Source organism: Thalassospira sp. GB04J01, from assembly GCF_000751115.1.
Classification (GTDB): Bacteria; Pseudomonadota; Alphaproteobacteria; order Rhodospirillales; family Thalassospiraceae; genus Thalassospira; species Thalassospira lucentensis.
In genome coordinates this window covers 257,265-281,343 of sequence record NZ_CCDX020000009.1, presented here as the reverse complement: position 1 = coordinate 281,343, position 24,079 = coordinate 257,265, and the positions used below count along the sequence as shown (strand labels likewise).

21 protein-coding genes and 1 tRNA gene are annotated in these 24,079 nt (G+C 53.7%); 12 read left to right on the top strand and 10 right to left on the bottom strand.

Annotated elements, in window-relative coordinates:
• The first annotated feature begins 115 nt into the window (after positions 1-115).
• From AMM48_RS08550 to AMM48_RS08535, 4 genes are all read left to right on the top strand, one after another.
• Positions 116-754: a sugar transferase gene (locus tag AMM48_RS08550; protein WP_347876276.1), complete on the top strand. Its 639-nt coding sequence runs from the start codon at positions 116-118 to the stop codon at positions 752-754.
• The gene (locus AMM48_RS08545; protein WP_102783677.1) at positions 754-1,977 is read left to right on the top strand and encodes an outer membrane beta-barrel protein; all 1,224 of its coding nucleotides are present in this window, start codon (positions 754-756) and stop codon (positions 1,975-1,977) included. Before AMM48_RS08550 ends, AMM48_RS08545 begins: the two co-directional genes overlap by 1 nt.
• A gap of 1 nt (position 1,978) precedes the next feature.
• The gene (locus AMM48_RS08540; RefSeq protein WP_102783676.1) at positions 1,979-2,524 is read left to right on the top strand and encodes a polysaccharide biosynthesis/export family protein; all 546 of its coding nucleotides are present in this window, start codon (positions 1,979-1,981) and stop codon (positions 2,522-2,524) included.
• A gap of 238 nt (positions 2,525-2,762) precedes the next feature.
• Entirely contained in the window at positions 2,763-4,430 is a 1,668-nt protein-coding gene (locus tag AMM48_RS08535; protein ID WP_102783675.1) for a thiamine pyrophosphate-binding protein, read from the top strand.
• Positions 4,431-4,456: 26 nt separating this feature from the next.
• Here AMM48_RS08535 and AMM48_RS08530 read toward each other — a convergent pair whose 3' ends face one another.
• The 6 genes from AMM48_RS08530 to AMM48_RS08505 form a co-directional block, all read right to left on the bottom strand.
• Complete coding sequence (locus AMM48_RS08530) at positions 4,457-5,104, bottom strand: 5'-methylthioadenosine/S-adenosylhomocysteine nucleosidase (RefSeq protein WP_102783674.1); 648 nt, start codon at positions 5,102-5,104, stop codon at positions 4,457-4,459.
• A 110-nt stretch (positions 5,105-5,214) separates the two neighbouring features.
• Positions 5,215-6,288, bottom strand: coding sequence for a type I restriction enzyme HsdR N-terminal domain-containing protein (locus AMM48_RS08525; protein ID WP_102783673.1), 1,074 nt, complete (start codon positions 6,286-6,288; stop codon positions 5,215-5,217).
• A gap of 168 nt (positions 6,289-6,456) precedes the next feature.
• A tRNA-Arg gene (locus AMM48_RS08520) sits at positions 6,457-6,533 on the bottom strand.
• A gap of 162 nt (positions 6,534-6,695) precedes the next feature.
• A complete protein-coding gene (locus tag AMM48_RS08515; RefSeq protein ID WP_102783672.1) occupies positions 6,696-8,432 on the bottom strand; it encodes an adenylate/guanylate cyclase domain-containing protein in 1,737 nt (578 codons plus the stop codon).
• A 145-nt stretch (positions 8,433-8,577) separates the two neighbouring features.
• A complete protein-coding gene (locus tag AMM48_RS08510) occupies positions 8,578-9,543 on the bottom strand; it encodes an alpha/beta hydrolase (RefSeq protein WP_244271168.1) in 966 nt (321 codons plus the stop codon).
• A 182-nt stretch (positions 9,544-9,725) separates the two neighbouring features.
• Positions 9,726-10,688, bottom strand: coding sequence for an ABC transporter ATP-binding protein (locus AMM48_RS08505; RefSeq protein WP_102783670.1), 963 nt, complete (start codon positions 10,686-10,688; stop codon positions 9,726-9,728).
• 181 nt (positions 10,689-10,869) lie between these two features.
• On the opposite strand from AMM48_RS08505, the gene AMM48_RS08500 reads away from it, so the two are divergent.
• From AMM48_RS08500 to AMM48_RS08480, 5 genes are all read left to right on the top strand, one after another.
• Positions 10,870-11,049 carry a zinc-finger domain-containing protein gene (locus AMM48_RS08500; protein WP_022732836.1) on the top strand — a complete coding sequence of 60 codons (180 nt, stop codon included), beginning with the start codon at positions 10,870-10,872 and terminating at the stop codon, positions 11,047-11,049.
• A 125-nt stretch (positions 11,050-11,174) separates the two neighbouring features.
• On the top strand, positions 11,175-12,398 hold the full coding sequence (gene trpB / locus AMM48_RS08495; RefSeq protein WP_102783669.1) for a tryptophan synthase subunit beta: 1,224 nt from the start codon (positions 11,175-11,177) through the stop codon (positions 12,396-12,398).
• A complete protein-coding gene (trpA, locus tag AMM48_RS08490) occupies positions 12,395-13,243 on the top strand; it encodes a tryptophan synthase subunit alpha (protein WP_102783668.1) in 849 nt (282 codons plus the stop codon). Before trpB ends, trpA begins: the two co-directional genes overlap by 4 nt.
• A 62-nt stretch (positions 13,244-13,305) precedes the next feature.
• On the top strand, positions 13,306-14,229 hold the full coding sequence (gene accD / locus AMM48_RS08485; RefSeq protein ID WP_022732839.1) for an acetyl-CoA carboxylase, carboxyltransferase subunit beta: 924 nt from the start codon (positions 13,306-13,308) through the stop codon (positions 14,227-14,229).
• A complete protein-coding gene (locus AMM48_RS08480) occupies positions 14,210-15,520 on the top strand; it encodes a folylpolyglutamate synthase/dihydrofolate synthase family protein (RefSeq protein WP_244271167.1) in 1,311 nt (436 codons plus the stop codon). The genes accD and AMM48_RS08480 overlap by 20 nt, the downstream gene beginning before the upstream one ends.
• Here AMM48_RS08480 and AMM48_RS08475 read toward each other — a convergent pair whose 3' ends face one another.
• On the bottom strand, positions 15,521-16,099 hold the full coding sequence (locus AMM48_RS08475) for an alpha/beta hydrolase (protein WP_102783666.1): 579 nt from the start codon (positions 16,097-16,099) through the stop codon (positions 15,521-15,523).
• 33 nt (positions 16,100-16,132) lie between these two features.
• Positions 16,133-16,915: a hypothetical protein gene (locus AMM48_RS08470; protein WP_181951560.1), complete on the bottom strand. Its 783-nt coding sequence runs from the start codon at positions 16,913-16,915 to the stop codon at positions 16,133-16,135.
• A 301-nt stretch (positions 16,916-17,216) separates the two neighbouring features.
• Between AMM48_RS08470 and polA the strand changes: the two genes are divergently transcribed.
• Both polA and AMM48_RS08460 read left to right on the top strand, forming a co-directional pair.
• Positions 17,217-20,063 (top strand): DNA polymerase I, encoded by a 2,847-nt coding sequence (gene polA, locus AMM48_RS08465; protein ID WP_102783665.1) that lies wholly within the window; start codon positions 17,217-17,219, stop codon positions 20,061-20,063.
• Positions 20,064-20,308: 245 nt separating this feature from the next.
• Positions 20,309-21,160 (top strand): transporter substrate-binding domain-containing protein, encoded by an 852-nt coding sequence (locus tag AMM48_RS08460; protein WP_102783664.1) that lies wholly within the window; start codon positions 20,309-20,311, stop codon positions 21,158-21,160.
• Between the two features lie 78 nt (positions 21,161-21,238).
• Here AMM48_RS08460 and dapB read toward each other — a convergent pair whose 3' ends face one another.
• Complete coding sequence (gene dapB / locus AMM48_RS08455; RefSeq protein WP_102783663.1) at positions 21,239-22,039, bottom strand: 4-hydroxy-tetrahydrodipicolinate reductase; 801 nt, start codon at positions 22,037-22,039, stop codon at positions 21,239-21,241.
• 104 nt (positions 22,040-22,143) lie between these two features.
• Entirely contained in the window at positions 22,144-23,028 is an 885-nt protein-coding gene (locus tag AMM48_RS08450; RefSeq protein WP_102783662.1) for an aldo/keto reductase family oxidoreductase, read from the bottom strand.
• 106 nt (positions 23,029-23,134) lie between these two features.
• Here AMM48_RS08450 and AMM48_RS08445 point away from each other — a divergent pair, with 106 nt between their 5' ends.
• Positions 23,135-24,073 (top strand): LysR family transcriptional regulator, encoded by a 939-nt coding sequence (locus AMM48_RS08445; protein ID WP_101301530.1) that lies wholly within the window; start codon positions 23,135-23,137, stop codon positions 24,071-24,073.
• The last annotated feature ends 6 nt before the right edge of the window (positions 24,074-24,079 follow it).

Below are 24,079 nucleotides of genomic sequence, written 5' to 3'. Positions count from 1 at the left end.
TACCCTGAGTTTAATATACTGCTATGCTGCATCAGGGAAATGTGGGGGCATCAAGGGGTTGGCTGTCGTCAAAACAAATCCATCGCGGTCCTGTGTCATATGCCCGCGATTATCCGTGCGGCGGCCAAAGCCGGTGTGTTCACCGCACCCATACCTCAAACGGTGTTGCGATCTATTGCTGGCAAGCCTCGCCGTTGTTGCCTGTGCGCCACTCATGCTGTGTGTCTATGGTCTGATCCGGAGTTGCGGCTTTAGCCAGCCGATTTTTACCCAGAAACGCGTCGGACTGAACGGGAAGATTTTTACCATCTTCAAATTCCGGACCCTGCGCGCGCGTCCTCACCAATCGTCTGATTTCTCACCTGATCACGGGTCAAAATCGATCCTGTCGTTGCTGAGATGCAGTGGGCTTGACGAACTGCCGCAACTTTTCAATATCTTGCGCGGGGACATGTCGCTGGTGGGTCCAAGACCCCATACAATTTCCGACCATATTCTTTTTGCATCCATCCTGCCCGAATACGACGACCGTCTTGCAGCAAAGCCGGGCCTGACCGGCTGGGCGCAAATACGGGGCTGGCGGGGTCCCGTCACATGCCAACGTCATCTGGCCGAACGTGTGGCGCACGATCTTGCCTATATCTCAAAGCAGCATTTTTTCTTTGATCTGGCCATTTTGGTCGGCACGGTTTTGCTGCCATTAACCGCATCAACAAGGCGCTCAGGGCTTCTTCAAACCAAGGATGTGACCTGATGGCGGCCGGGCGTTTGATAACTACGGTATTTGCACCGGTTTTAGCCCTTTTCCTTGTCCAGACATCGGGTCACACACAAACCAACACACCGCCCGAGGACACTGGCATACGAATGGGTCGGTTTGTGATATCGCCCGATGTTTCTGTTCGTGAACGGTTTGATGACAACATCTATCTGACCGACGACACCCCGACATCAGATGTCATCACCGAAATCGCACCGCGTTTGCGCCTGCAATCTGAATGGCGTTACCTGAAACTTTACGTCGGGGCCGGCGCGGAACTTGGATTTTATGCCGATTCTGACGACGACAATTATCAGGATGCCGATGTCCGTAGCGGTATCGCGCTTGATATCGGCCCCAATACCGTTCTTGACGGTACATTTGAATGGCACCGCGCCCATGATGCCCGTGGGGGAAATGATGTCCCCACCAACGCAACCAAGCCGGTTGTCTTTAACGATGTCCGGGCCAGCCTTAACGCGCAACACATCGCCAAAAACCTGCACTATCAAACCGAACTGGCCTTGCGCCGTCTGGATTTTGATGATGCCACCGACCAAAACGGCAATCGCATTGCCAATGATGATCGCAACCGGGTTGAAAGCCGCGAAACCATCCGGGTTTTGATGCCCCTTGATCTGGGGCGCGAGGCCTATGGCGAGTTTAACCTCAATCAACGCCAATATGACCGGACCCCCGATGATGACGGCCGGGTCCGTGATTCCGCCGGGTTTCAAATGCTGGGGGGACTGCGGTTTGATCTGACCAATCTGATCGCAGCCGACGTTGCCGCAGGCTGGATGACCCAAAGTTACGCCGATCCGGCATTTGGCAATATTGCCGATTATACGCTCCGCGCTGATGTGAATTGGGCCGTCACACGGCTGACCAGCATCGGCGTCAAAGCCGCGCGCCAAGTCCGCGAAACCACCCTGCCCGGGGCAAGTGGTATTCTGGCCTTTGACTTTGGCGCAAGCGTTTCACATGAATTGCGCCGCTTTCTTTCGATCACCGCAGACGCACATTATACCGACGAAGCGTTCCGCCAAACCACCCGTCATGACCGCACGACGGGTGTCGGGCTGGGCATGACATATCAGCTCAACCGCTTTGCCCGGTTTGATGCCGGGATTGCCCATGACATGCGAAACTCCACCAGTTCCGGTCATGACTATCGCCGTTTTCAAACGCAATTCAGCCTCAAGCTGGAGATGTAAGATGCTTAAACACCCATACGCCCTTTTGATGATGGTTCTGGCTTTCTTAACCGTGTTATCGGGCGGTGCAATCCCGGTACATGCCCAAACCATTTATCACATCAATTCGGGGGATACGGTCCGCGTCACTGTGTTTGGCGAAGCAGACTTATCGGGTGAGTTCACCGTCGATGCCAACGGACGAATCAACATGGCGTTGATCGGGTCGGTCGATGTTCGCAACCTGACTGCCGACCAAACCCGTCAAAAAGTCCATGATGCCTATCAGGACGGCTATTTACGCAATCCCGACATCGCGGTTGAAATCATTGCCTTTCGGCCGTTCTTTATCGTCGGCGAGGTCAATCAACCCGGCTCCTATGACTATGTGCCGGGGATGAATGTGCTTAACGCCATCGCCCTTGGCGGCGGCATGACCTATCGCGGCGATGAAGATGACATCGAAATCCTGCGCGGCAATGACACCGACCGCATTGCCATACCCGCAACCCTGGCCACGATTGTCATGCCCGGCGATATCGTTCGGATTGCTGAACGGTATTTTTAGGCTCAAGACCAAAACACTTCGAACCAACATCTTTACGATAGATCCTGCTGTGGATTTAGCGCCAAAAACCGCCGTCCTTGGAAACCTTCAACAGTGCGTTGAATTTTCCCGGTGTTTTCGATCCTGATATCTTTACCTTTGCCCCTGATCCATGATGAAATCGCCGTTGCGCACCACCGCGCCAACAACAAACAAAACCCATTAAGGCAATAGCCCCACCATACGGAGTTCTTCACACATGTCGGCGAAAACGCAAATGCGACACGGCGGACGTATTCTGGTTGATCAACTGGCCCTTCACGGGGCGAAACGCGTCTTTCTGGTGCCCGGTGAAAGTTATCTGGCGGTTCTCGATGGTCTTGTTGATCATCCCGACATTGATCCGATCATTTGCCGTCAGGAAGGCGGAGCGGCCATCATGGCAGAGGCTTATGGCAAACTCACCGGAAAGCCCGGCATTTGCATGGTCACGCGCGGTCCCGGTGCAACCAATGCGTCGGCGGGTGTGCATGTCGCCCATCAGGACAGCACACCGATGATCCTGCTTGTCGGGCAGATCGGACGCGACATGGTCGACCGTGAAGCATTTCAGGAAGTCGATTACCGCAAGATGTTTGAACCCCTGGCAAAGTGGGTCGGGCAGATTGATGACATCACCCGCATCCCGGAATATCTTAGCCACGCCTATCACATCGCCACATCGGGTCGCCCCGGCCCGGTCGTGTTGGCCCTCCCCGAAGATATGCTGTCGGGATGCGCCGAAGTGGCCGATGCCAAACCCTATGTCCCGATTGAAGCCAAAACAGCCCCTGAAGACGTCGCGCGGTTCCACAATGCCCTCAACTCGGCAAAGCAGCCGGTGATGATTGTCGGGGGGGGCGGCTGGACCCGCGAAACCACTGAAAATCTTAAATCGTTTGCACTTCGAAACAATGTTGCGATTGCCACCAGTTTCCGCTGTCAGGACTATATCCCCAACACCCACAGCCACTTCATTGGCGATGTTGGCATCGGGATTAACCCCAAACTGGCCGAGTTCATCCGCGACAGTGATCTTGTGATTTTGGTCGGCTCGCGCATGGGGGAGATGACGAGTAGCGGCTATAGCCTGCTTGAAATTCCCTGCCCGCGCCAAAAACTGATCCATGTGTATGCCGGACCAGATGAGTTGGGCCGCGTCTATCGCCCTGATATCGCGATCAATGCGTCGCAACGATCGTTTATCCGCGCCATTGCTATGATGGAACCGGTCGATGGCAGTGCGCGTGACGGTCAGATCGAATCTGCCCATGCGTCCTATCTTGCCTTCTCAACCCCGGTGGAAACGCCCGGCGATGTCAAAATGGCGCATGTGGTGGCGACTTTGCGCGAAAAGCTCCCCGAAGACGCCATTGTCACCAACGGGGCGGGCAACTACGCCGCTTTCCTGCATCGTTTCTTCCGTTATGGACAATACCGCACCGAACTGGCTCCGACATCGGGCTCTATGGGCTATGGCCTTCCCGCCTCGGTATCGGCAAAACTGACCCATCCGGATCGACCGGTGGTCTGTCTTGCTGGGGATGGCTGCTTTTTGATGCATGGGCAGGAATTTGCAACGGCTGTGCAGTATGGTGCGAATATCATCACGCTTGTAGTCAATAATGGCATGTTTGGCACCATCCGCATGCATCAGGAACGCAATTATCCCGGCCGTGTGTCGGGCACCGAAATCCAGAACCCCGATTTCGCGGCCTATGCCGTCGCATTTGGGGGATATGGGGAAACCGTGACAAAGACCGAGGATTTCGGCCCGGCCTTTGACCGTGCGGTCGCATCGGGAAAACCCGCGATCCTTGAAATTCAGGTTGACCCACAGGCCTTAACGCCGGTCAAAACGCTGGATCAAATCCGGGCGGGAAGCTGATCATTTCGAAAATGCAATAAGGCAGATCAGCCTTTCGAAAGGCTGATCTCGCCACTTTCCAATCCGGCTTTAAGCTTATCAACCGCATGGCTCAGTTTTTCGTCAACCACATGCAAATAGGCCGTCCAGTCCGACAGCTTGGATAACTCTTCCTTGCCATCGGAAATCCCGCGCAGGCCAATCAACGGCACACCAAACTTCTGACAGGCCCGCAAAATGGCAAAACTTTCCATATCGACCATATCGGCATCAATCGCGTCATAGGCAGCCCCCGACACCACATTGGCCCCGGTCGACAGACGTGCTTCGCGAATGCCGGGAATACGATGGGGCAGCATGATTTCGGCGGGAAAATCGACAAACGGCGTGCAGCCCTTCTCAAACCCCAAAACAGATGCATCCATATCGCGGTAGGATACGGAAATCGCCTGATAAACCTCGGCCTGCTCCAACGTCCGCGATCCGGCCGAACCCAGCGTCACGACAAGATCAGGCAGATCATTTGACTGCTGCAACTCGGTCAACGCCGCAGTGAGATTAATCGCAGCCTCCACCGGCCCCACCCCGATCATCAAGGGTGTAAAGCGCTGCTTGAGAAAATCCCCATATTCCGCCGGTGCCGCCATCGAAAACAGCACATTGTGGCCTGCAAAATCATGAAGATATCCGCGCATGTGTATTCGACCCAATCTAAAAGAAACTCGAAATAGAACTCGGAGCATAATTTAACAGGCGATAACACATTAGAAAGTGATTTTCACTTACCTGAGCGACAACAAATTGATCAACGATCATCCAATGTGATCGAAAATGATCCGCCGCCAAACATGCTGATCCCAAAACCAGGAGCTTGTGGAAAAGAAACATCATATTCAGTCTGAAAACTACCTGAGAAGCAGTGACCTTCAATATGACCAGAGCCTTGTCCCCGCAATGTCATATTAGAGTTCAGACCCATCGTTTTCGACGTCCAAGATGACGCATCAAAGATTTGCTCACCCTGATGTAATTGAATATCTCCTATAACATCGAATGTCGTTGGAGCCGCCGGGTCACTGGAAATATCCGCGCTTAAAGAAACATAATCTAAATCCACGAAACCCTTGTTTTGCATAAATTGAAGAATCTCTTCACGGCCAACAGCCCATTGGATTCTTGCAATAATTCTTGAATAATCATCTCGATGTATTTGACCACCAGTTACAGTTTCTCTGGTGCCTACAATACGATCAACAGCCTGCTGTATTTCCGCTAATTGAGGTCCGAAGGGTAATGAGCTTTCCCAATCAAAGTATTCATAGGTTAGGACGCCTCCGGTGATGTTTACTGATGATCGAAGACCATCTGCAAGAGGGCGGGCCAAGTCCACAACCGCAGGAGAACAATCTCGGCGAATTGCTGCCGGCCCAAGAACCCCAGATAATTCATCGGCCAGTTGCTGAACGCTCTGAACTTGCAAACTTACAATGGGTTGTTCGTCACTTCTTTGAGACGCACGAAACAACAAAAACATACGCCCATTGGTTAGAGCAGCATAGCTTGCTGAAACTTCCGGATGTCGGGCGTAAGATATCGCCTGTTCAACAGCATCTATTGTTAGTTCTTGATCTGGCGCCTTTATTTCAAATGCCCAACGGGCAACTCCTGTAACATTTAGGATATAGTCTGCGCGGCCACGCAATGGAGGATCATTATCTTTTTTCCGCCCGAGAAATACGCGATCGTATCTCAAACTTCTCTCACGGAGAATATCATTGGACGTGTTTCGCTCATAACCCAATGTTGACAACAATGGGGCCGCAAGTTCTTCCCTAATATCAGTTTCGTTCGCATTATCTAAATTCATATTTTCACCCATCTACTAAGTCTTACAATAGTAGCGGAATACAACCCAGAGCATAAAATAATTCCGAGGTATTCTTTGAGTTTCTAATGAATTTAGAGCGGTTAACTTGTGGCTACACATGTTTACTATGCATAGACAAATACCGCTGAAAGAAAAAATCGACGTCCGATTGGGAAAAAATGGCGCACCCGACAGGATTCGAACCTGTGGCCTCTGCCTTCGGAGGGCAGCGCTCTATCCAGCTGAGCTACGGGTGCGCAATATGTGGGGCCACGTCTGGATCAAGTGGCCCGAGCGGTTTGGGTGATACAGGTTTTATCCCCGGCGGGCAAGGATTTTTGCGGGTTGCTGTTCACCAAATCCGGTGTTGAGCATAGCGGCCTTTGGGTTAAGCAATTCTTGCCACCGCCATCGTGCAATCAGCTTTCGACATCCCGGCGTTCATAGGGATCGCGCACCACCCATGTGCCGTTCCATTCGCGGTCCTGTTCGCGACGTTCCAGCCGTTCCATCCGGTTCATCATCAACTGGGCGGCAAAATCGCTGTCGTCAAAGTCGATCACGGATTCATAAAGCGGACGGGCTTCGTCAAAACGACCATCGCGGTAATGGGCCATCGCGGCTTCATATTTTTTGCGCCATTCCTGGCGTTCATCTGAAAGCTGTCCACCGGCTGCGAGCACTTCATACAGATAGACCACCTTTTCCGTTCCCAGCAACACCACATGGTCAAGGTCGCGCATTTCAATGTCGCCCGTCGCCATATTGGCGGTTTCATGGGATGCCAGAATGCGCGTGCCATAAACCCGGTTGGCCTTTTCCAGACGGTTGGCATAATTCACGCAATCGCCAACCACGGTATAGGCCCGTGATTTATCCGTCCCAATCGAGCCCACAACGACTTCGCCGGTCGCAATTCCCACCCGGATATCAAGCCCGTGGTCACCGATCAAATCGGCATATTTGGTTTTAAGCGCGTTAAAGCGCGCGACCTGTTCGAGTGCCGCCTGACAGGCGTGACCGGCATGAGCACCTTCACCACAAAACGGTGGGCCCCAGAAACCAATCACCCGGTCGCCCACGAAATTGTCGATAATCCCACTATGGCCGGAAATCGGTTCGGTCATGGCGGTCAGATAATCATTAAGGAAATCAACCAGCTTTTCGGGAGCAGTATGTTCGGCCAGCCAGTCAAACCCGGTCAGATTGACAACACTGACCGTCATCACCCGCTTTTCAGAGGTTTCAAGCGCGGTTTCCTGATTGATCAGGTTATTGACGATTTTCGGATCGACATATTTGCCAAACCGTTCACGCATGCGAAACCGGATGCGCAATTCACGGGTCATACGGTTAAACGCATCGGCCAGACGGGCAAAATCGCCCTTGCCCTTAAAATCAAGGCTGGTATCAAGTTTACCCGACTGCACCGCATTGAGCGCATTGGTAACCTGACGCACGGCAATGACCACCGCATGGGCCATGTAATAGGCCAGCGACACGCCAATCACCACCGCAGCCAGCATCATGATAAATTCGGCCTGTATCAGGAAATCTTCGCGTGACGAGACGTTTTCGACCGTATCGGCCGCATATTTTTCCAGCAGCAAAATCTCGTTGCGCAGATCAAGCACGATATTACGATGCAGGCCCCGCACCAGATTTTCCTGACGCTGCGCATCCATCAGATCATCATCCCTGACCCGGCTGAGCAACCGTTCAACGCCAAGGGAAAATTGCGCCGAGACATCGGCGAACTCACGCATGCGGACATCAAGATCAAGCAGAACGCCATTATCGAAATGCCCCGATGCCTGTGCACGGCCAAGGGCGGCAAAGGTAAATGCCTTGCGAAATGCCTGTTCGATCTGGGTTTGCTTGGCGTTGATTTCGATCTCAAGACCGTTCAAAAGCGGCGCGTGCGGGCCATCGTTTTCGACCACCCGCATATAGCGGTCAATCAGCGAAATCTGTTCAAGTTGACGCGCGCGCACATCTGAAATCGCATCCTTGACCGGCGTGACATAGCGCGACACCGCTTCGAGGTCGCCATTGATGCCAAGCGATTGAATGACAGAGAATCCGGTGGCCACAACCAGCCACACGACAAAAAAGGCCGCAACACCCAGGAACTTCGCCCGAACGGTCCGTAGCATGGCGGTCCTGATCCTCCGAAAAATCGCTGCACAAAGCGCGTTTATTGCTGCCATATCGGGATTGAAAGAGCGTTAAACAACCCAACCGACACCGCGCAAATGATTAAAAAGGCTACCTGATCGGCTTTCCTTGGTCAAAAAGCAATCATGATTGTGTGCAGGAATAATTTTCTGCCGTCCCCAATGATGTGATCCAGCGACCAATATCGCCAATCACGACCGGCCCATTGAGGTCACGCAACACCATGTGATAGCCCGACGCATACAAACATCTGGAATAGCGTGGTAAATTTTGCGCCCGAAGGTCACGATCAATCGCATCAATGGCATCGGGCGGAATGACTTGGTCCTGCTGACCCGACAACAACAGGGTCGGAACGGAAATGTCGGCCGCACGCGCGTGCGCCAAATCCATTAAATCGGCCACCCCGGCAATCATATCCACCCGCACCGCAGACATCATCTGTGGATCGCGTGACAAACGACGCAGCATTTCAATATTATCGGACGGCCAAATATCAAGCCCTTGACCTGTAATCGGCAACCACGGCAGGCTATAGGACATCATACTCAGCGGCACAGTTTGATACCACGGCATCGTGGCCCGGTCCCAGACCGCCGGGGCGGCCAGCACAACCCCATCCATCAATGAGGGTCGGGTCGCCGCCGTAACAATCGCCACCGCCCCGCCCATGGAATTGCCCATAAGATAAATCGGAACATTGGGGTAGCGTGCCCGCAACAAAATCAGCATGTCACTGGCATCATCAACCATGCTGCGTGTTCCGGCCCAGAACGGGCGCGTCGGGCCACGCCCAAATCCGCGCTGATCGAACGCGTAAACCGCAATGCCGGTCGGTCCAAGTGCGTCACCAAGTTCCATAAACGCATTGGCATAATCGCCCATGCCATGCAGGCCAAGGATCACCGCAGACGGGTAATCAAGTGCGCCCCATGACTGCAGGGCAAGCCCGGTTCCATCACTTGTCTGAAAACTATCGGAGGTAAACGAAATTTGCGCAATTGGCGGCCCGGCGGAATGCACAGAAGGTGCGCAGGCTGACAGCATCAGCACCACCCCCGGCACCATCAAATATGCTAGAAAGCGCACCGAAATCCTTCGGAAGACCCGACGGAATAATTGAGTGACGGACACAGAAACTCCGAAGGAAAAGGTTTCAGACAAGACATTCATGTTAAAGCCAAAAACAAGAACCCCACAACAAATTGCGGGGTTCTTATATCGATCATGACGGACAAGGACCGCTTGATATTCTGGTACTGCGCGGCAGCCTACGCCGCCGCACCGGCCCGCGCGGCATTATTATCGCGGGTCAGCATCAGGAAGATGTCTTCAAGATCGCCTTCCTCGGTCGACAGATCCTTAACCGCCAGACCGGAACCATGAATGGCTTCGAGGATTTCGGTCATCTGGGTGTTGCTGGGGCGGTAATGCAGCGCAATCTGGTTGTCCGAGCGAAGCTCCGCCCCCCAAGGGGCCAGCACATCGGGAACCGCATTGAGTTCATTATTCACCGTCAGGATCAGGGTTTTGTGATCAATCCGGCGCAGCAGGCTACGCTTATCTTCATGGGCAATGACTTTGCCCTGATTGATGATCGCAATCTCGTCACACAGTTCTTCGGCTTCTTCAAGGTAGTGCGTGGTCAGAACGATGGTCACACCGGCGTTGTTCAGTTCTTTGACATAGGCCCAAAGCTGCTGACGCAATTCGATGTCGACCCCGGCGGTTGGTTCATCAAGAACCAGAACCGGTGGGGTATGAACCATCGCCTTACCGACCAAAAGACGGCGACGCATCCCGCCCGAAAGCGATCTTGAGTACGAGTCTGCCTTGTCTGCCAGACCAAGGGCTGCAAGAATCTCATCGGTGCGACGTTCCGGTTTCGGCACGCCATAGAGGCCAGCCTGCAATTCCATCGCCTGACGCGGGGTGAAAAATGCATCCAAATTTAGTTCCTGTGGCACGATCCCGATCGCGCAACGCGCCGCGCGCATTTCCGCCTCGATATCATGGCCCCAGATTTTCGCCGTGCCGTTTGTCTTGGTGACAAGACCGGCCAAGATGTTGATAAACGTTGACTTTCCGGCACCATTTGGTCCGAGAAGCGCGAAAAAAGACCCGCGGGGAATTTTCAGTGAAACATCATCAAGGGCAAGTTTTTCGCCGTTTGACCCCGTATAGACCTTGGTCAAGCCTTCGACTTCGATGGCATAGTCGGGCATTGCAGTCATGTGTCAGTGATCTCCACTCTTTTCCGCGTCGCTTGTTTGCGCTAAGACCATGGAGCGCCATGAGCATGCGGAAGTATTGATTGAATATGCGCAATCGGTATCATCCCCGTTAAACCGGGGTCAATGCTGACCGCATCGCGTGGCCAATCCCGATGGCCATACAAAACTTGGAACTGGATATATGAAGCTCACCGAAGAAATCAAAGTCGGCACTCTGAATGTAGCCTGCGACGGCGGAAAAGGTCACCTTGGCCACCCGACCGTTTACCTCAATCTTGAGGAAAAAGGCGAGATCGTCTGCCCGTACTGCTCAAAAAAATATATCTTCGACAAATCCCAGGCCGATCACGCAGCCCATTAATCCGCGACACCCGTTTGCGGGTATTGTAACCAGCCAGCGCGACACATTTCGTCAGCGCTTTGCGGATTAATCGGTCGTCACCAGCCTACGCCGCAGGAATTGCGGCCTATCCACGGGGAATTTCTATGACGTCTTCATCGCCCAAGCCCAACAGCTACCGCACCCTTCCTGATACGGACGGGCATTTTGGTAATTACGGTGGCCGTTTTGTCGCCGAAACGCTCATGCCACTGATTCTTGAGCTTGAGCAGGCCTATAAGGACGCCAAGAATGACCCGGAGTTCCAAAAGGAACTCGATTATTACCTGAAATATTACGTTGGCCGTCCAAGCCCGCTTTATTTCGCCGAACGCATGACAGCAGAACTTGGCGGGGCCAAGGTCTATTTCAAGCGTGACGAGCTCAACCATACCGGCGCGCACAAGATCAATAACTGTATTGGTCAGATCCTTCTGGCCATGCGCATGGGCAAAACCCGCATCATCGCCGAAACCGGTGCAGGTCAGCACGGTGTTGCAACCGCCACGGTTTGTGCGCGCTTTGGTCTGCCCTGCACGGTTTACATGGGGGCCAAAGACATCGAACGTCAGTCGCCCAACGTGTTCCGCATGAAGCTTCTGGGGGCTGAGGTCAAACCGGTCGAGTCGGGTTCGCGGTCGTTGAAAGACGCGATGAACGAAGCATTGCGTGACTGGGTCACCAACGTCGAAGACACGTTTTACATCATCGGCACCGCGGCTGGCCCACATCCCTATCCGGAACTGGTCCGTGATTTCCAATGTGTGATCGGCAACGAAGCCAAGGAACAGATCATGGAAGCCGAAGGTCGCCTGCCTGATCTTCTGGTTGCCGCCATTGGGGGTGGATCAAACGCCATCGGGCTGTTCCACCCGTTCCTCGATGACAAGGATGTCGAAATCACTGGCGTCGAGGCGGCTGGTCACGGTGTTCACACCGGCAAGCATGCCGCCAGCTTGACGGCTGGCGCACCGGGCGTTTTGCACGGCAACCGCACATACCTTTTGATGGATGATGATGGTCAGATCACCGAGGCAGACTCGATTTCGGCTGGCCTTGATTATCCGGGGATTGGCCCGGAACACAGCTGGCTTAAGGATATCGGGCGTGTCAATTACGTCGCGATTACCGATAAGGAAGCCCTTGCTGCTTTCAAGCTGTGTTCTGAATGTGAGGGCATCATCCCGGCACTCGAACCCAGCCATGCACTGGCACATGTCATGAAAATCGCACCGACGATGAGCAAGGATAAAATCATCATCGTCAATCTGTGCGGTCGAGGTGACAAAGACATCTTTACCGTGGCTGAAGCACTGGGAGTTAAACTGTGAGCGACGCAATCATTGGCGGCAAAGACCGCATCGAAAAACGTTTTGCCAAGCTCAAGGAAGAAGGCCGTGCCGGTCTTGTAACCTTCATCACGGCGGGTGACCCGGACCCCGAAGCTTCGTTTGATATCCTCAAAGCCCTGCCAGAAGCCGGGGCGGATATCATCGAACTGGGCATGCCGTTCACCGATCCGATGGCCGATGGTCCCGCCATTCAGGAAGCATCGAACCGGGCACTTGCAGCGGGCATGCACATGCGCAAAACACTGTCGCTGGTGCGTGGTTTCCGTGATCAGGACCACGAAACGCCGATCATTCTGATGGGCTATTACAACCCGATCTACATCTATGGCGTGGCGGAATTCCTTGAAGATGCGCGCAATGCCGGGGTTGATGGCCTGATCGTTGTTGATCTGCCACCCGAAGAAGACGCAGAGCTTTGTGTTCCAACGGTCGAAAAAGGTCTATCGTTCATTCGACTGACCACGCCGACCTCTGATGACAAGCGTTTGCCGAAACTTGTTCAGAATACATCCGGCTTTGTTTACTATGTGTCGGTGGCCGGGGTAACCGGTGCCGGTTCGGCAAGCAATGAGCAGATTATCGAAGCAATGGAACGCCTGCGTCGTCATACCAAACTGCCGATCGCAGTCGGGTTTGGCATCAAGACAGCCGCACAGGCCGCCGAGGTCGCAAGACAGGCCGATGCAGCTGTTGTTGGTTCGGCAATCGTATCAAAAATTGCCGAAAGTCTTGACGAAAACGGCAAGGCCACCGATAAGACCGCCTCTATGGTTACCGGCCTTGTACGCGAACTGGCAAACGGGGTCCGGGACGCACGCAAATAAGCAAATCGCTGTGCGTTTGTAAAAGAACCGATATAGACAGAACCTAAGGATCAGTATCCGATATGTCGTGGCTGACTGAATTCGTCCGTCCCAAGATTCAACAACTTGTTCGCCGGACAGATGTGCCCGAAAATCTTTGGCACAAATGCAAATCATGCGAACAGATGATTTTCCACCGTGACCTGGCAAAGAACAATCATGTTTGCCAGCATTGTGGGCATCACATGCGGATTTCCGCGCAAAACCGTCTTGAACTCCTGTTTGATGGGGGTAAATACCAAACCATCGAACTGCCGAATGTTCCGGTTGATCCGCTGAAATTCCGCGATCAGAAAAAATACACTGACCGCCTTAAAGCAGCCCAAGCCAAAGCAACCTATAAGGATGCGCTGGCTGTTGCCCATGGTGAGGTCGGTGGTCATGCGACGGTGATTGCCGTTTTCGATTTCTCCTTTATGGGCGGGTCGATGGGGATCGCGGTTGGCGAGGGCATCGTTGCCGCGGCCGAACTGGCATCGGTTCAGGATGCGGCTTTGATCATCGTCCCGGCATCGGGCGGTGCACGTATGCAAGAAGGCATCCTTAGCCTGATGCAGATGGCGCGCACCACGGCTGCGATTGAAAAGGTCAAGGAAAAGGGCCTGCCCTATTTCGTGCTGCTGACCGATCCGACCACGGGGGGTGTTTCGGCATCCTTTGCCATGCTCGGTGACATTCAGGTTGCCGAACCGGGTGCCCAGATCGGCTTTGCCGGTCGGCGTGTAATTGAAAACACCATTCGCGAAAAACTACCCGATGACTTCCAGACGGCAGAATATCTGCTGGACCATGGCATGGTCGATATGGTGGTTCCGCGCAACGAATTGAACGCGACCTTTGGCCGCCTGATTGACATGATCCGCCGCACCAAACCCGGTGCGTCGATTGTCCCGATCAAGGATGCCAAGAAAAAGCCGGACACCAAAGGTGCCAAAGCAGACAAGTAACACTGCCCGAAGCGATGCAATCATTGCGCGCCTTGGTCAGTTGCACCCGAAAGTCATTGATCTTTCACTCGGGCGGATTACCGGGCTTCTTGAAAAGCTTGGTAATCCGCACCTGAGTCTGCCGCCTGTCATTCATTTGGCCGGCACCAACGGCAAGGGGTCCACCCAGGCTTATTTGCGCGCGATTTATGAGGCCGCAGGCCTTCGGGTTCATTGCTCGACATCCCCGCATCTTGTGCGTTTTCACGAACGTATTGTCGTTGCCGGTGCGCAGATTTCCGAACAGGCGCTTTGTGACCTGCTCGAAGAAGTCGAAACCGTTAATAGCGGCGATTCCATCACCTTCTTTGAAATTGCGCAGGCTGCGGCATTTCTGGCCTTTGCGCGCATTCCCGGCGATGTGCTGATCCTTGAAACCGGACTGGGTGGACGGGTGGACGCATCCAATGTGCTTGATACCCCTGCGGCAACCGTGATCACGCCAATCTCGCTTGATCATCAGGGGTTCCTTGGCGATACGATTGCCAAAATTGCCTTTGAAAAGGCCGGGATCATGAAGCCGGGGGTCATCAGCATTCTGGCCCCGCAACCCCTCGAAGCTTTTGACACGCTGACCCGTCACGCCAATACGATCAACGCGACCATTTTCAATGATTTTGACGTCGTTGACGAAACGGCTGATGGTTTTACGCTGCGCATCGGGCGCGACACATTAAACCTGCCACGGCCTGCCCTTCCCGGTCGGCATCAATATGTCAACGCCGCCACGGCGATTGCCGCGGTGCGCAAGGCAAATATCCCCGGCTGTAACGGCATGGATGTGGATGTTCTGGCCAATGGATTGCGGACAGCGCACTGGCCCGCACGCTTGCAGCGCCTTAAAAAAGGTCCGCTGATCGACGCCCTGCCGGAAAATTGTGAGCTTATCCTTGATGGCGGCCATAATATCGCCGCCGCCGAGGTGATCTCTGAATGGCTGTCACAGCAGCCAAAGGGCGATACGCTTGTGCTTGTCGGTATGCTTGATAACCGCGACCCTGTTGCCTTTCTGGCACCACTGGCACCCCATGTATCGGCCTTGGCGGGAATTGTTATCCCCGGCGATCATGAGGCGCATGATGCGATCACCCTGCAAAACGCCGGGCGCGATTGCGGCATTACCAAAAGCCACGCTTGTAGCGACCTCAAACAGGCGGTTGAGGTTTTGCTGACAGAAATCCCGGCACCATCGCGGATTTTAATCCTTGGGTCGCTGTATCTGGCCGGTGTCGTTCTGGAAAATCATTCCTGATCAGGCGAATGCGGCGATCTTTTCAATCAGATCGTCAGCATCCCCGTCTGACAACAAGTGCCCGGCTGATCTAAGCCGGATGCAGCCCGCATGGGGAAAATGATCAGCGTAAGCGTCCTGATGTTCCGGCGGCACGATGCGATCATCCGCACTATGACAGAAATACAGGTCTTTTAGACCCTGTAATGCGGCAATTTCTGGCGCAGACAAGGCAAAATCCGTCACTTCCCAGTCTTTTAGGCCCCAAAACGGTGCTGAAATGCTAAAAGCCGCCGATAACCAGTTATCATCACGGTATATTTCACGATTCCGCCCGAGATATTGCAAAATCGTTGACCCACCAAACGAATGACCGGCAAGCACCGCCCCTGGTCGGGCATCAGACTTGCTGTTGGAAACCAAACGGTCGATTTCGCGTAGCCATAGTTCAACGTCGGGGCACTCCGGTGTCGGCATTTCTGGTGCGACAATGCGAAACAGGCCGTCCAGCGCGGCTTCAAGCCGGGCCAGAAACCGGCTACTGCCGTCATCTCCGCCCTGTTTTCCTGCACTGTGGATAAAAATCAAGTCGCGGCGCATAAAGGCCCTCCGCTGCTCATGGTTCAGAATGCGTTAGATTTCCGGCAAACGGACCTTGCCACCATTGCCGTTTCCAGATCCCCCGCCCGTTGCATCACCACGGCCATCGGTACTGCGCAGCCGCAGGTTGCCTGCTTTGTGAACTTTGCGGCGATCCTGTCGCACACCGGGCGGCAGGTTACCATGACCCGCCGAGCCTATTGGGTCGCCTGCCGGTGTGAAATCGCCATATTTTACCGTTTCACGGCGCACCTTACGTCCGGTTATCCATGTGTAGCCAAGAACATACAGCAAAAATCCACCAACCCCGACCGTCAGGATCAGGAACTGTAAAACCGGGATGAAGCTGCCAAAAAGCGCACCACCGCCATAGATCATAAAAATGCAAAGGGCGGCCACCGGGGCAAGCGCCAAAAAGAAAATGCCCCGAACCTTGTGCCGAATGGGCCCGTAATGCATCAGCATGGCGTAAAACAGATACATCAACGCGACAAACACCACGAGTTTGATCAGCAAGACAAAGTGATCAAAGTTTGCAAGGCGTTCATTGCGTTCATACACGCCAAAGACAATGAACAAGCCATGCAGAACCAACCCAAAACTACCAAAAGTCAGGACAAAACGCAGCCATGCACTGACGCTAAAAAATCGGCGCCATCCTGTATCGTTCGCAGCTACCCCGCGACGATCACCCTGCTTCTTTTTGCCTTGCCGGGTTGAGAGCCTCATATCATCTGAAAGCTCACGTACCGGACCTGCAGTTTCAACGCCGATGCCCTTTGGGCTAAATTCCGGCTTGCTTGTTTTCCGGGCCACGAACCGGATCTCCCATGTCCCTTGGGATGAAGTTATCGCATCACCATAGCAACACCGCAGCAGAACGATAAGCACAAACAGACCGTCCGCCAAAAATCGTCCAGCTCCCGGTATTTAGCTTATTTGTTTTGATATCGAAATATACATCAAGCCAGCGTCAAAGGCCGACACTTTGCCACCCGTTTTTGTCAGGAGACAGGCGCGGTTTTTGATCGTGGGCGGCACCGCGCCCTCGACTTACCGACACGGATCGGGCATTCTGCGGGCCAACATTATCCTCGAACATAAGAGCAAGAGACGCATGACAGATTCCGCCCCATCCGACACCAAGACGTCCAGCGGACAAAAACCGCGCCGCGTCGTGCTGGTTGACGGTTCCGGCTTTATTTTCCGCGCTTTCCATGCCCTGCCGCCGATGACCAGTCCGGACGGCACACCGGTGAACGCGGTGTATGGTTTCTGTACCATGCTGATGAAACTGCGCGAAGACACCAAGCCCGACCATATGGCGGTCATTTTTGATCCCAAGGGCAAGACGTTCCGCAATGATTTCTATCCCGAATATAAGGCACACCGCCCACCAGCGCCCGAAGAACTGGTGCCGCAGTTTGGCCTGATCCGCGATGCGACCCGGGCGTTCAACCTGCCGTCGATCGAGCTCGAAGGATATGAGGCCGACGACCTGATCGCGACCTATGCCCGTCAGGCCGAAGCCGAAGGTTCTGACGTCATTATCGTATCTTCGGACAAGGATTTGATGCAGCTTGTCACCGACCGGGTGCAAATGTTTGATGCGATGAAGAATCGCACCATTGGTGCTGCCGAGGTGATGGAGAAGTTTGGTGTTTCTCCAAACAAAGTCATCGATATTCAGGCACTTGCTGGTGATTCTGTCGATAACGTCCCCGGTGTTCCGGGCATTGGCATTAAGACCGCATCCCAACTTATTGATGAATATGGTGATCTTGATTCTCTACTGGAGCGCGCAGGCGAAATCAAACAGCCCAAGCGCCGCGAAAAACTGATTGAGAATGCCGAACTGGCCCGTATTTCGCGACGTCTGGTCACCCTGAAAACCGACGTTCCGGTGGTTGAGCAGATCAGTGAGTTTGAATTAAAAGAACCCGACGCAGAAGTTCTTTTAAGCTTTATCGCAAGTCACGGCTTTAAATCACTGCTTTCTAAAGTAAAAGCAAAATTTGGCGGCGATATTGAATTTGAAAGCCCGATCCAGCCCGGTGTCGGTGTCAATAAAATCAACGTCGAAAAGGCCGAATATGAACTTGTGCAGGATGAAGAACGTCTAAAGCACTGGATTGCAAAGGCCGAATATGCCGGGACAGTTGCGGTCGATACCGAAACCACGTCCCTTGATGCCCATCAGGCCAAACTGGTTGGCATTTCACTTTCGACCGAGCCAGGAAATGGCTGTTACATCCCGCTGGGGCACGGCAAGAGTGCTGAAAACAGCGAAGCCAAAGGCACACAGGGTGGCTTTGATTTTGGCGATGCCGAAGAAACCCCTGCAAAGGCCGACATCCCCAAACAAATCGCGCTTGATCGCGCCATTGAGCTGATCAAACCGTTGTTGCAGGACAGCGGTGTTCTGAAAATCGGTCAAAACCTGAAATACGATATGATTGTTCTGTCGCGTCATGGCATTGATGTCGCCCCGATGGATGACACCATGGTCCTGTCCTATGTCCTTGATGGCACCAGCCACGGACATGGCATGGACGAACTGGCTGACCTGCATCTTGATTACCAGCCAATAAAGTTCTCGGAGGTTTGCGGGTCGGGCAAAACCCAGATCACCTTTGATCAGGTCCCGCTTGATAAGGCGCTGGACTATGCCGCCGAGGATGCCGATATCACCCTTCGCCTGCATCGGTTGCTCAAACCCCGCATTGCTCAGGAACATATGGCAAGCGTCTATGAAACGCTGGACCGCCCATTGGTGCCGGTCTTGGCCAAAATGGAACGGTTGGGGGTTAAGGTTGATACCGACATCCTTAAAAACCTGTCGGATGACTTTGCCAAACGCATGGCGATACTCGAAAAAACCATCCATGAAATGGCCGGTGAACCGTTCAACCTTGGCAGTCCCAAGCAGCTTGGCGAAATTCTGTTTGATAAAATGAGCCTGCCTGGCGGCAAAAAAACCAAAACCGGCGCATGGCAAACCGGTGCTGACGTTCTTGAAGGATTGGCTGCCTTGGGCCATGACCTGCCAACAAAGATTTTGGAATGGCGCCAACTATCAAAACTTAAAAGTACTTACACCGATGCGCTGGCCCACCACGTTAACCCGCTGACCGGGCGCGTTCATACAAGTTACGGTCAAACCAATGTGAATACCGGCCGATTGTCGTCAAACGATCCGAACCTGCAAAACATCCCGATCCGCAGCGAAGAAGGCCGCAAAATCCGCACCGCCTTTGTCGCCGATAAGGGCTGTAAGCTTATTTCTGCCGACTATTCGCAAATCGAGCTGCGTCTTCTGGCCCATGTTGCCGAAATTGATGCGCTCCGCGAAGCGTTCAAAAATGGCGAAGATATCCACGCTGCGACCGCATCAAAGGTGTTTGGTGTCCCGATTGAAGGCATGGACCCGATGGTGCGCCGTAAGGCCAAGGCAATTAACTTTGGCATCATCTATGGCATATCTGCCTTTGGTCTGGCCAATCAGCTCGGCATTGGACAAAAAGAAGCCAAGGCCTTCATCGAAGCCTATTTCGAAATTTACCCCGGCATTCGCGATTACATGGATCAGGCCAAGGAATTTGCCAAAAAACATGGCCATGTCCGCACCTTGTTTGGCCGCAACATCCATATCAATGGCATCAACGATAAAAATGGCATGCGCCGAAGCTTTGGCGAGCGTGCAGCCATCAACGCCCCTATTCAGGGCGGTGCGGCCGATATCATCAAACGCGCGATGATCGCGGTTCCCGGTGCTTTGGTTGATGCGGGCCTTAAAACCCGGATGCTGTTGCAGGTCCACGATGAATTGATCTTTGAAGCCCCGGAAGACGAGGCCGAAAAAGCCATCAAAATCATCCGTGATGTCATGGAAAATGCCGCCCATCTGTCGGTCCCGCTGATAGTCGATGCGGGCATTGGCGATAGCTGGGCGGATGCGCATTAGATCATCCCCCTCGATCATTTAAAACCTCGGCATCTGTCAAAATGCCGAGGTTTTTCTTTTGCCACTTGGTCCTGCGCCTTGCCGTCGCACCACTACATTAAATAATCCTTATTAAGCATCTGTGATTGTTTATAAACACGAACAATACACCAATTAATACAATATAAATCTAATAAAATAGCCTTTCGAACCTTGACCGGAATCACCACTTATGGATAGGTTTCTGCGGGCAGAGGGAGGAAACAATGCGTGTTCCGGTGCAACGCCGATTGATCGCCCAGAAGATTATGTGGGGTGCTTTGATCATGTGTGTTGCGCTGATAGTGTCGATCCAAACGGTACGCGCCGATAACCTTGGGCATTTTACAAAACCGGTTATTAACCTCGTCACGCTGGACTGGCCGCCCTATAGCACTGTCAATCTGCCGGATGGTGGACTTCTATCGCGTGTGGTAACCGCAGCCTTTGATCAGGTCGATATCGACCACACAATTGAAGTCTATCCTTGGAAGCGCGCACTTTTAAACATCCTGAACAATCGCGGGTTTGAAGCCATATTTCCGCTTTATGACACCCCTGAACGGCGTCGTCAGTTCCTGTTTTCCGAACCAATCGGCACCAGTCCGCTCGGCTTTGTACATTTGCGTTCAACTGAATTTTCTTGGGAAAACCTTAGCGACCTCAAAGAATATGCCGTCGGCTATGTCAAGGGCTATGGCTATGAATCACACTTGGTCGCCATGCTCGAAAGTACCAGCATGAATTCCTTTGGTATGCGCGACGATGAAACTCTTCTGCGCCAACTCATTACCGGCCATGTCGAAGTGGCCGTGATTGATCACAATGTTGCCCGCTACCTTCTTCAGAATAATCCCGGCCTTCGCGATGCGGAAAACCTTGTCATCTACAACCCGCATCTGGTGATCGAACAAACATTGCATGTCGGATTCCCGCCCTCATCACAGGGCCTTAGGCAACGTGATGCCTTTAACAAGGGTCTTGACCGGTTAAGCTGCATGCCCCCCGCATGCATCCCCGATGAGGTTGCCAACATAATGCCTTTGCGGCCAGAAACCAAAGCCGTCGATAGCCAATAAAAACACCGGCCTGATGTCTCTGGCCGGTGTTAATCATCTCACGGTATAAAGTCGGCTGTGACACGTCCGATGTCAGGCTTAAAGCCCCAAGACATCGCGCATGGAATAAAGTCCCGGCGCCTTGCCTTCGGCCCATTTTGCTGCCCGCACGGCCCCCTTGGCGAACACTTCGCGTGAGGATGCCTTGTGGGTGATCTCGATGCGCTCACCCTCGCAGGCAAAGACAACCGTATGATCACCGACAACATCCCCACCACGCAGGGTGGCAAAGCCGATTGTGCCATCTTCACGCGCACCTGTATGCCCGTCGCGTGATCGCACCGACACATCATCAAGCACAACACCACGCCCCTTGGCAGCGGCTTCACCAAGGCCAAGGGCAGTACCCGACGGCGCATCGACCTTGTGCTTATGATGCATTTCAACGATTTCGATGTCTGCCACGTCCTTATCAAGAACCGCTGCCACCTTTTCGACCAGTGCAAAGGCAAGATTGACACCGACACTCATGTTCGGGGCAAAAATGATCGGGGCGTTTTGCGCCGCAACTTTCAACTCGTCTTTCTGATCATTGGAAAGGCCGGTCGTACCAATCACAAGGATGGTACCGGTCTCAGAAGCCAGTTTCGCATGTTTCATGGTGGCCGCCGGGGCGGTGAAATCAATCACCGCATCGACGGTTTCAAACAGTGCCTTGGGATCGTCACCAACCAGAACGCCACTTTCTTCCAGACCGGCAATCAAGGTGACGTCCTTGCCAATGAATGAACTGCCCGGAAGATCCGTGCCACCACCAACGTCACATCCCTTGGTCTTGGCCGTTTCATTCACCAGCATCCGGCCCATCCGGCCAGCACAACCAACAATCCCGACTTTCATTTCCGGTCTCCTAGGATCCGTAATTTCAAACGTGTGATTGCTTTATCACATGCCGCCGCACGATGAAATCATCGGAAATGCGCAAAAGACCAGCATCAGCCCATTCAGGCTGATGTCACCGCCTGTGCCGCAATCGCATTAAGCTCGGCAATCTCATCCGCCGGGATCGTCAAACCCGCCGCCGCAAGGTTCTGTGACAAGTGTTCGCGCGACGATGTCCCCGGAATAAGCAGGATATTGGGGGACCGCTGTAATAACCACGCAAGCGCGACCTGCATCGGCGATGCCTCAAGACGTTTGGCAACCTGTGACAAGGTTTCTGACTGCAATGGCGAAAAGCCCCCAAGCGGGAAAAACGGTACATAGGGAATGCCATCCGCCGCCAGATCGTCAATCAAACCGTCGTCATCGCGATGGGCAAGGTTGTACTGATTCTGGACACAGGCGATGTCGCAAATCTTGCGCCCTTCGGCAACCTGGGTCGGTGTGACGTTTGACAGACCGATATGCTTGATCAAACCCTTGCGCTGTAACTCGGCAAGCACGGTCACCTGTTGTTCTATCGATCCTTCCGCCGGGCCATGAAGCCCGTGCATGGACCTGAAATTGACAACATCAATCGCCTCAACCCCAAGATTGCGCAAATTGTCATGCACCGCCGATGTCAGTTCCTCGGGCGACAGGGCTGGCAACCAAGCACCATCATCGCCGCGTTTTGCCGCGATCTTGGTCACAATCACCAAATCATCCTGATAAGGATGAAGCGCTTCCTTGATCAGTTGGTTGGTGATGTGCGGCCCGTAAAAGTCGCTGGTATCGATGTGATTGACCCCGGCTTCGCGGGCGGCATGTAAAACCGCAATCGCCTCATTCCGGTCCTTTGGCGGGCCAAACACCCCCGGCCCAGCCAACTGCATCGCGCCATAGCCCATGCGGTTCACCGTCAAATCACCAATCGTAAATGTTCCTGCCTGTTCGATCATGGTCATGGGAATTCTCCTTCCTATCAGGATTTCTGTCTGACAGGACGCTAACGCCTATTCCCGTGATCAACAATCCGCTACAATTGATACAAGCTGTACGGAATTTGGAACAATGAAACTGGATCTGGCCACCATCACCGCCTTTGTCACGGTCGCGCGCGCCGGGGGTTTTCGCGAAGGTGCCCGCCTGAGCAACGGCAGCGCATCGCGCTTAAGCGATCAGGTTCGCCGCCTTGAATCGCAACTTGGCGTGCGGCTGTTTAACCGCAGCACGCGCAGTGTCGCCCTGACCGAGGCCGGAGAAGGACTGTTGCAACGGCTTTCCCCAGCACTTGATGAAATGGAACTCGCACTTGATGTCGTTAACAGCTATCGGGACCGGCCGGTCGGGACCCTTAAGCTGAATGTCCCGGTCAGTGCCGCCCGTCTTGTCCTGCCCGATATCATCCCGGCCTTTCTGGCCGCCTATCCCGGTATCCGGGTCGAAATCATCACCGAAGAGAGCTTTGTCGACGTTCTGGCCGAAGGATGCGATGCCGGCATCCGGTATGATGAAAGCCTTGAACAGGACATGATCGCCATTCCGATTGGCCCGCGCAGCCAGCGTTTTGCCGCTGCCGCATCGCCCGGATATCTAAAACAGCACGGCATACCCGAACATCCCCGTGACCTTCTGGACCATGCCTGCCTGCGTGGCCGCTTTGCCAGCGGGGCACTACATCCGTGGGAATTTGAACGCGGGGATGAAACCATCGAACTCAACCCGACCGGTCCGTTGCTTGTCCGGCCGGGCGGCGGGACCGACCTTGCGACTGTGGCCGCTTGTCAGGGCACAGGCATCCTTTATCTGTTTGAAGACTGGCTCCAGCCCTATTTTGACAGCGGAGCACTCGTCCCGGTGCTGTCGGACTGGTGGCCGCGGTTTCCGGGGCCCAAACTGTATTATCCGGGGCGTCGGCTTGTCCCGACACCCTTGAGGACCTTTATTGATTTCGTCAAAAGCCACCCTTGGCCAAGCCATCCGGCCAAAGAAAAACCCCACTCCGCATAACAGAGT

Excerpts from the sequence above, each read along its gene's own strand:
- AMM48_RS08545 (WP_102783677.1), top strand. The coding sequence starts at position 754 with ATGGCGGCCGGGCGTTTGATAACTACGGTATTTGCACCGGTTTTAGCC.
- AMM48_RS08540 (WP_102783676.1), top strand. The coding sequence starts at position 1,979 with ATGCTTAAACACCCATACGCCCTTTTGATGATGGTTCTGGCTTTCTTA.
- polA (WP_102783665.1), top strand. The coding sequence starts at position 17,217 with ATGACAGATTCCGCCCCATCCGACACCAAGACGTCCAGCGGACAAAAA.
- AMM48_RS08535 (WP_102783675.1), top strand. The coding sequence starts at position 2,763 with ATGTCGGCGAAAACGCAAATGCGACACGGCGGACGTATTCTGGTTGAT.
- accD (WP_022732839.1), top strand. The coding sequence starts at position 13,306 with ATGTCGTGGCTGACTGAATTCGTCCGTCCCAAGATTCAACAACTTGTT.
- AMM48_RS08525 (WP_102783673.1), bottom strand. The coding sequence starts at position 6,288 with ATGGGTGAAAATATGAATTTAGATAATGCGAACGAAACTGATATTAGG.
- AMM48_RS08505 (WP_102783670.1), bottom strand. The coding sequence starts at position 10,688 with ATGACTGCAATGCCCGACTATGCCATCGAAGTCGAAGGCTTGACCAAG.
- AMM48_RS08515 (WP_102783672.1), bottom strand. The coding sequence starts at position 8,432 with ATGCTACGGACCGTTCGGGCGAAGTTCCTGGGTGTTGCGGCCTTTTTT.
- AMM48_RS08500 (WP_022732836.1), top strand. The coding sequence starts at position 10,870 with ATGAAGCTCACCGAAGAAATCAAAGTCGGCACTCTGAATGTAGCCTGC.
- dapB (WP_102783663.1), bottom strand. The coding sequence starts at position 22,039 with ATGAAAGTCGGGATTGTTGGTTGTGCTGGCCGGATGGGCCGGATGCTG.
- AMM48_RS08450 (WP_102783662.1), bottom strand. The coding sequence starts at position 23,028 with ATGACCATGATCGAACAGGCAGGAACATTTACGATTGGTGATTTGACG.
- AMM48_RS08475 (WP_102783666.1), bottom strand. The coding sequence starts at position 16,099 with ATGCGCCGCGACTTGATTTTTATCCACAGTGCAGGAAAACAGGGCGGA.
- AMM48_RS08460 (WP_102783664.1), top strand. The coding sequence starts at position 20,309 with ATGCGTGTTCCGGTGCAACGCCGATTGATCGCCCAGAAGATTATGTGG.
- trpB (WP_102783669.1), top strand. The coding sequence starts at position 11,175 with ATGACGTCTTCATCGCCCAAGCCCAACAGCTACCGCACCCTTCCTGAT.
- AMM48_RS08445 (WP_101301530.1), top strand. The coding sequence starts at position 23,135 with ATGAAACTGGATCTGGCCACCATCACCGCCTTTGTCACGGTCGCGCGC.
- AMM48_RS08530 (WP_102783674.1), bottom strand. The coding sequence starts at position 5,104 with ATGCGCGGATATCTTCATGATTTTGCAGGCCACAATGTGCTGTTTTCG.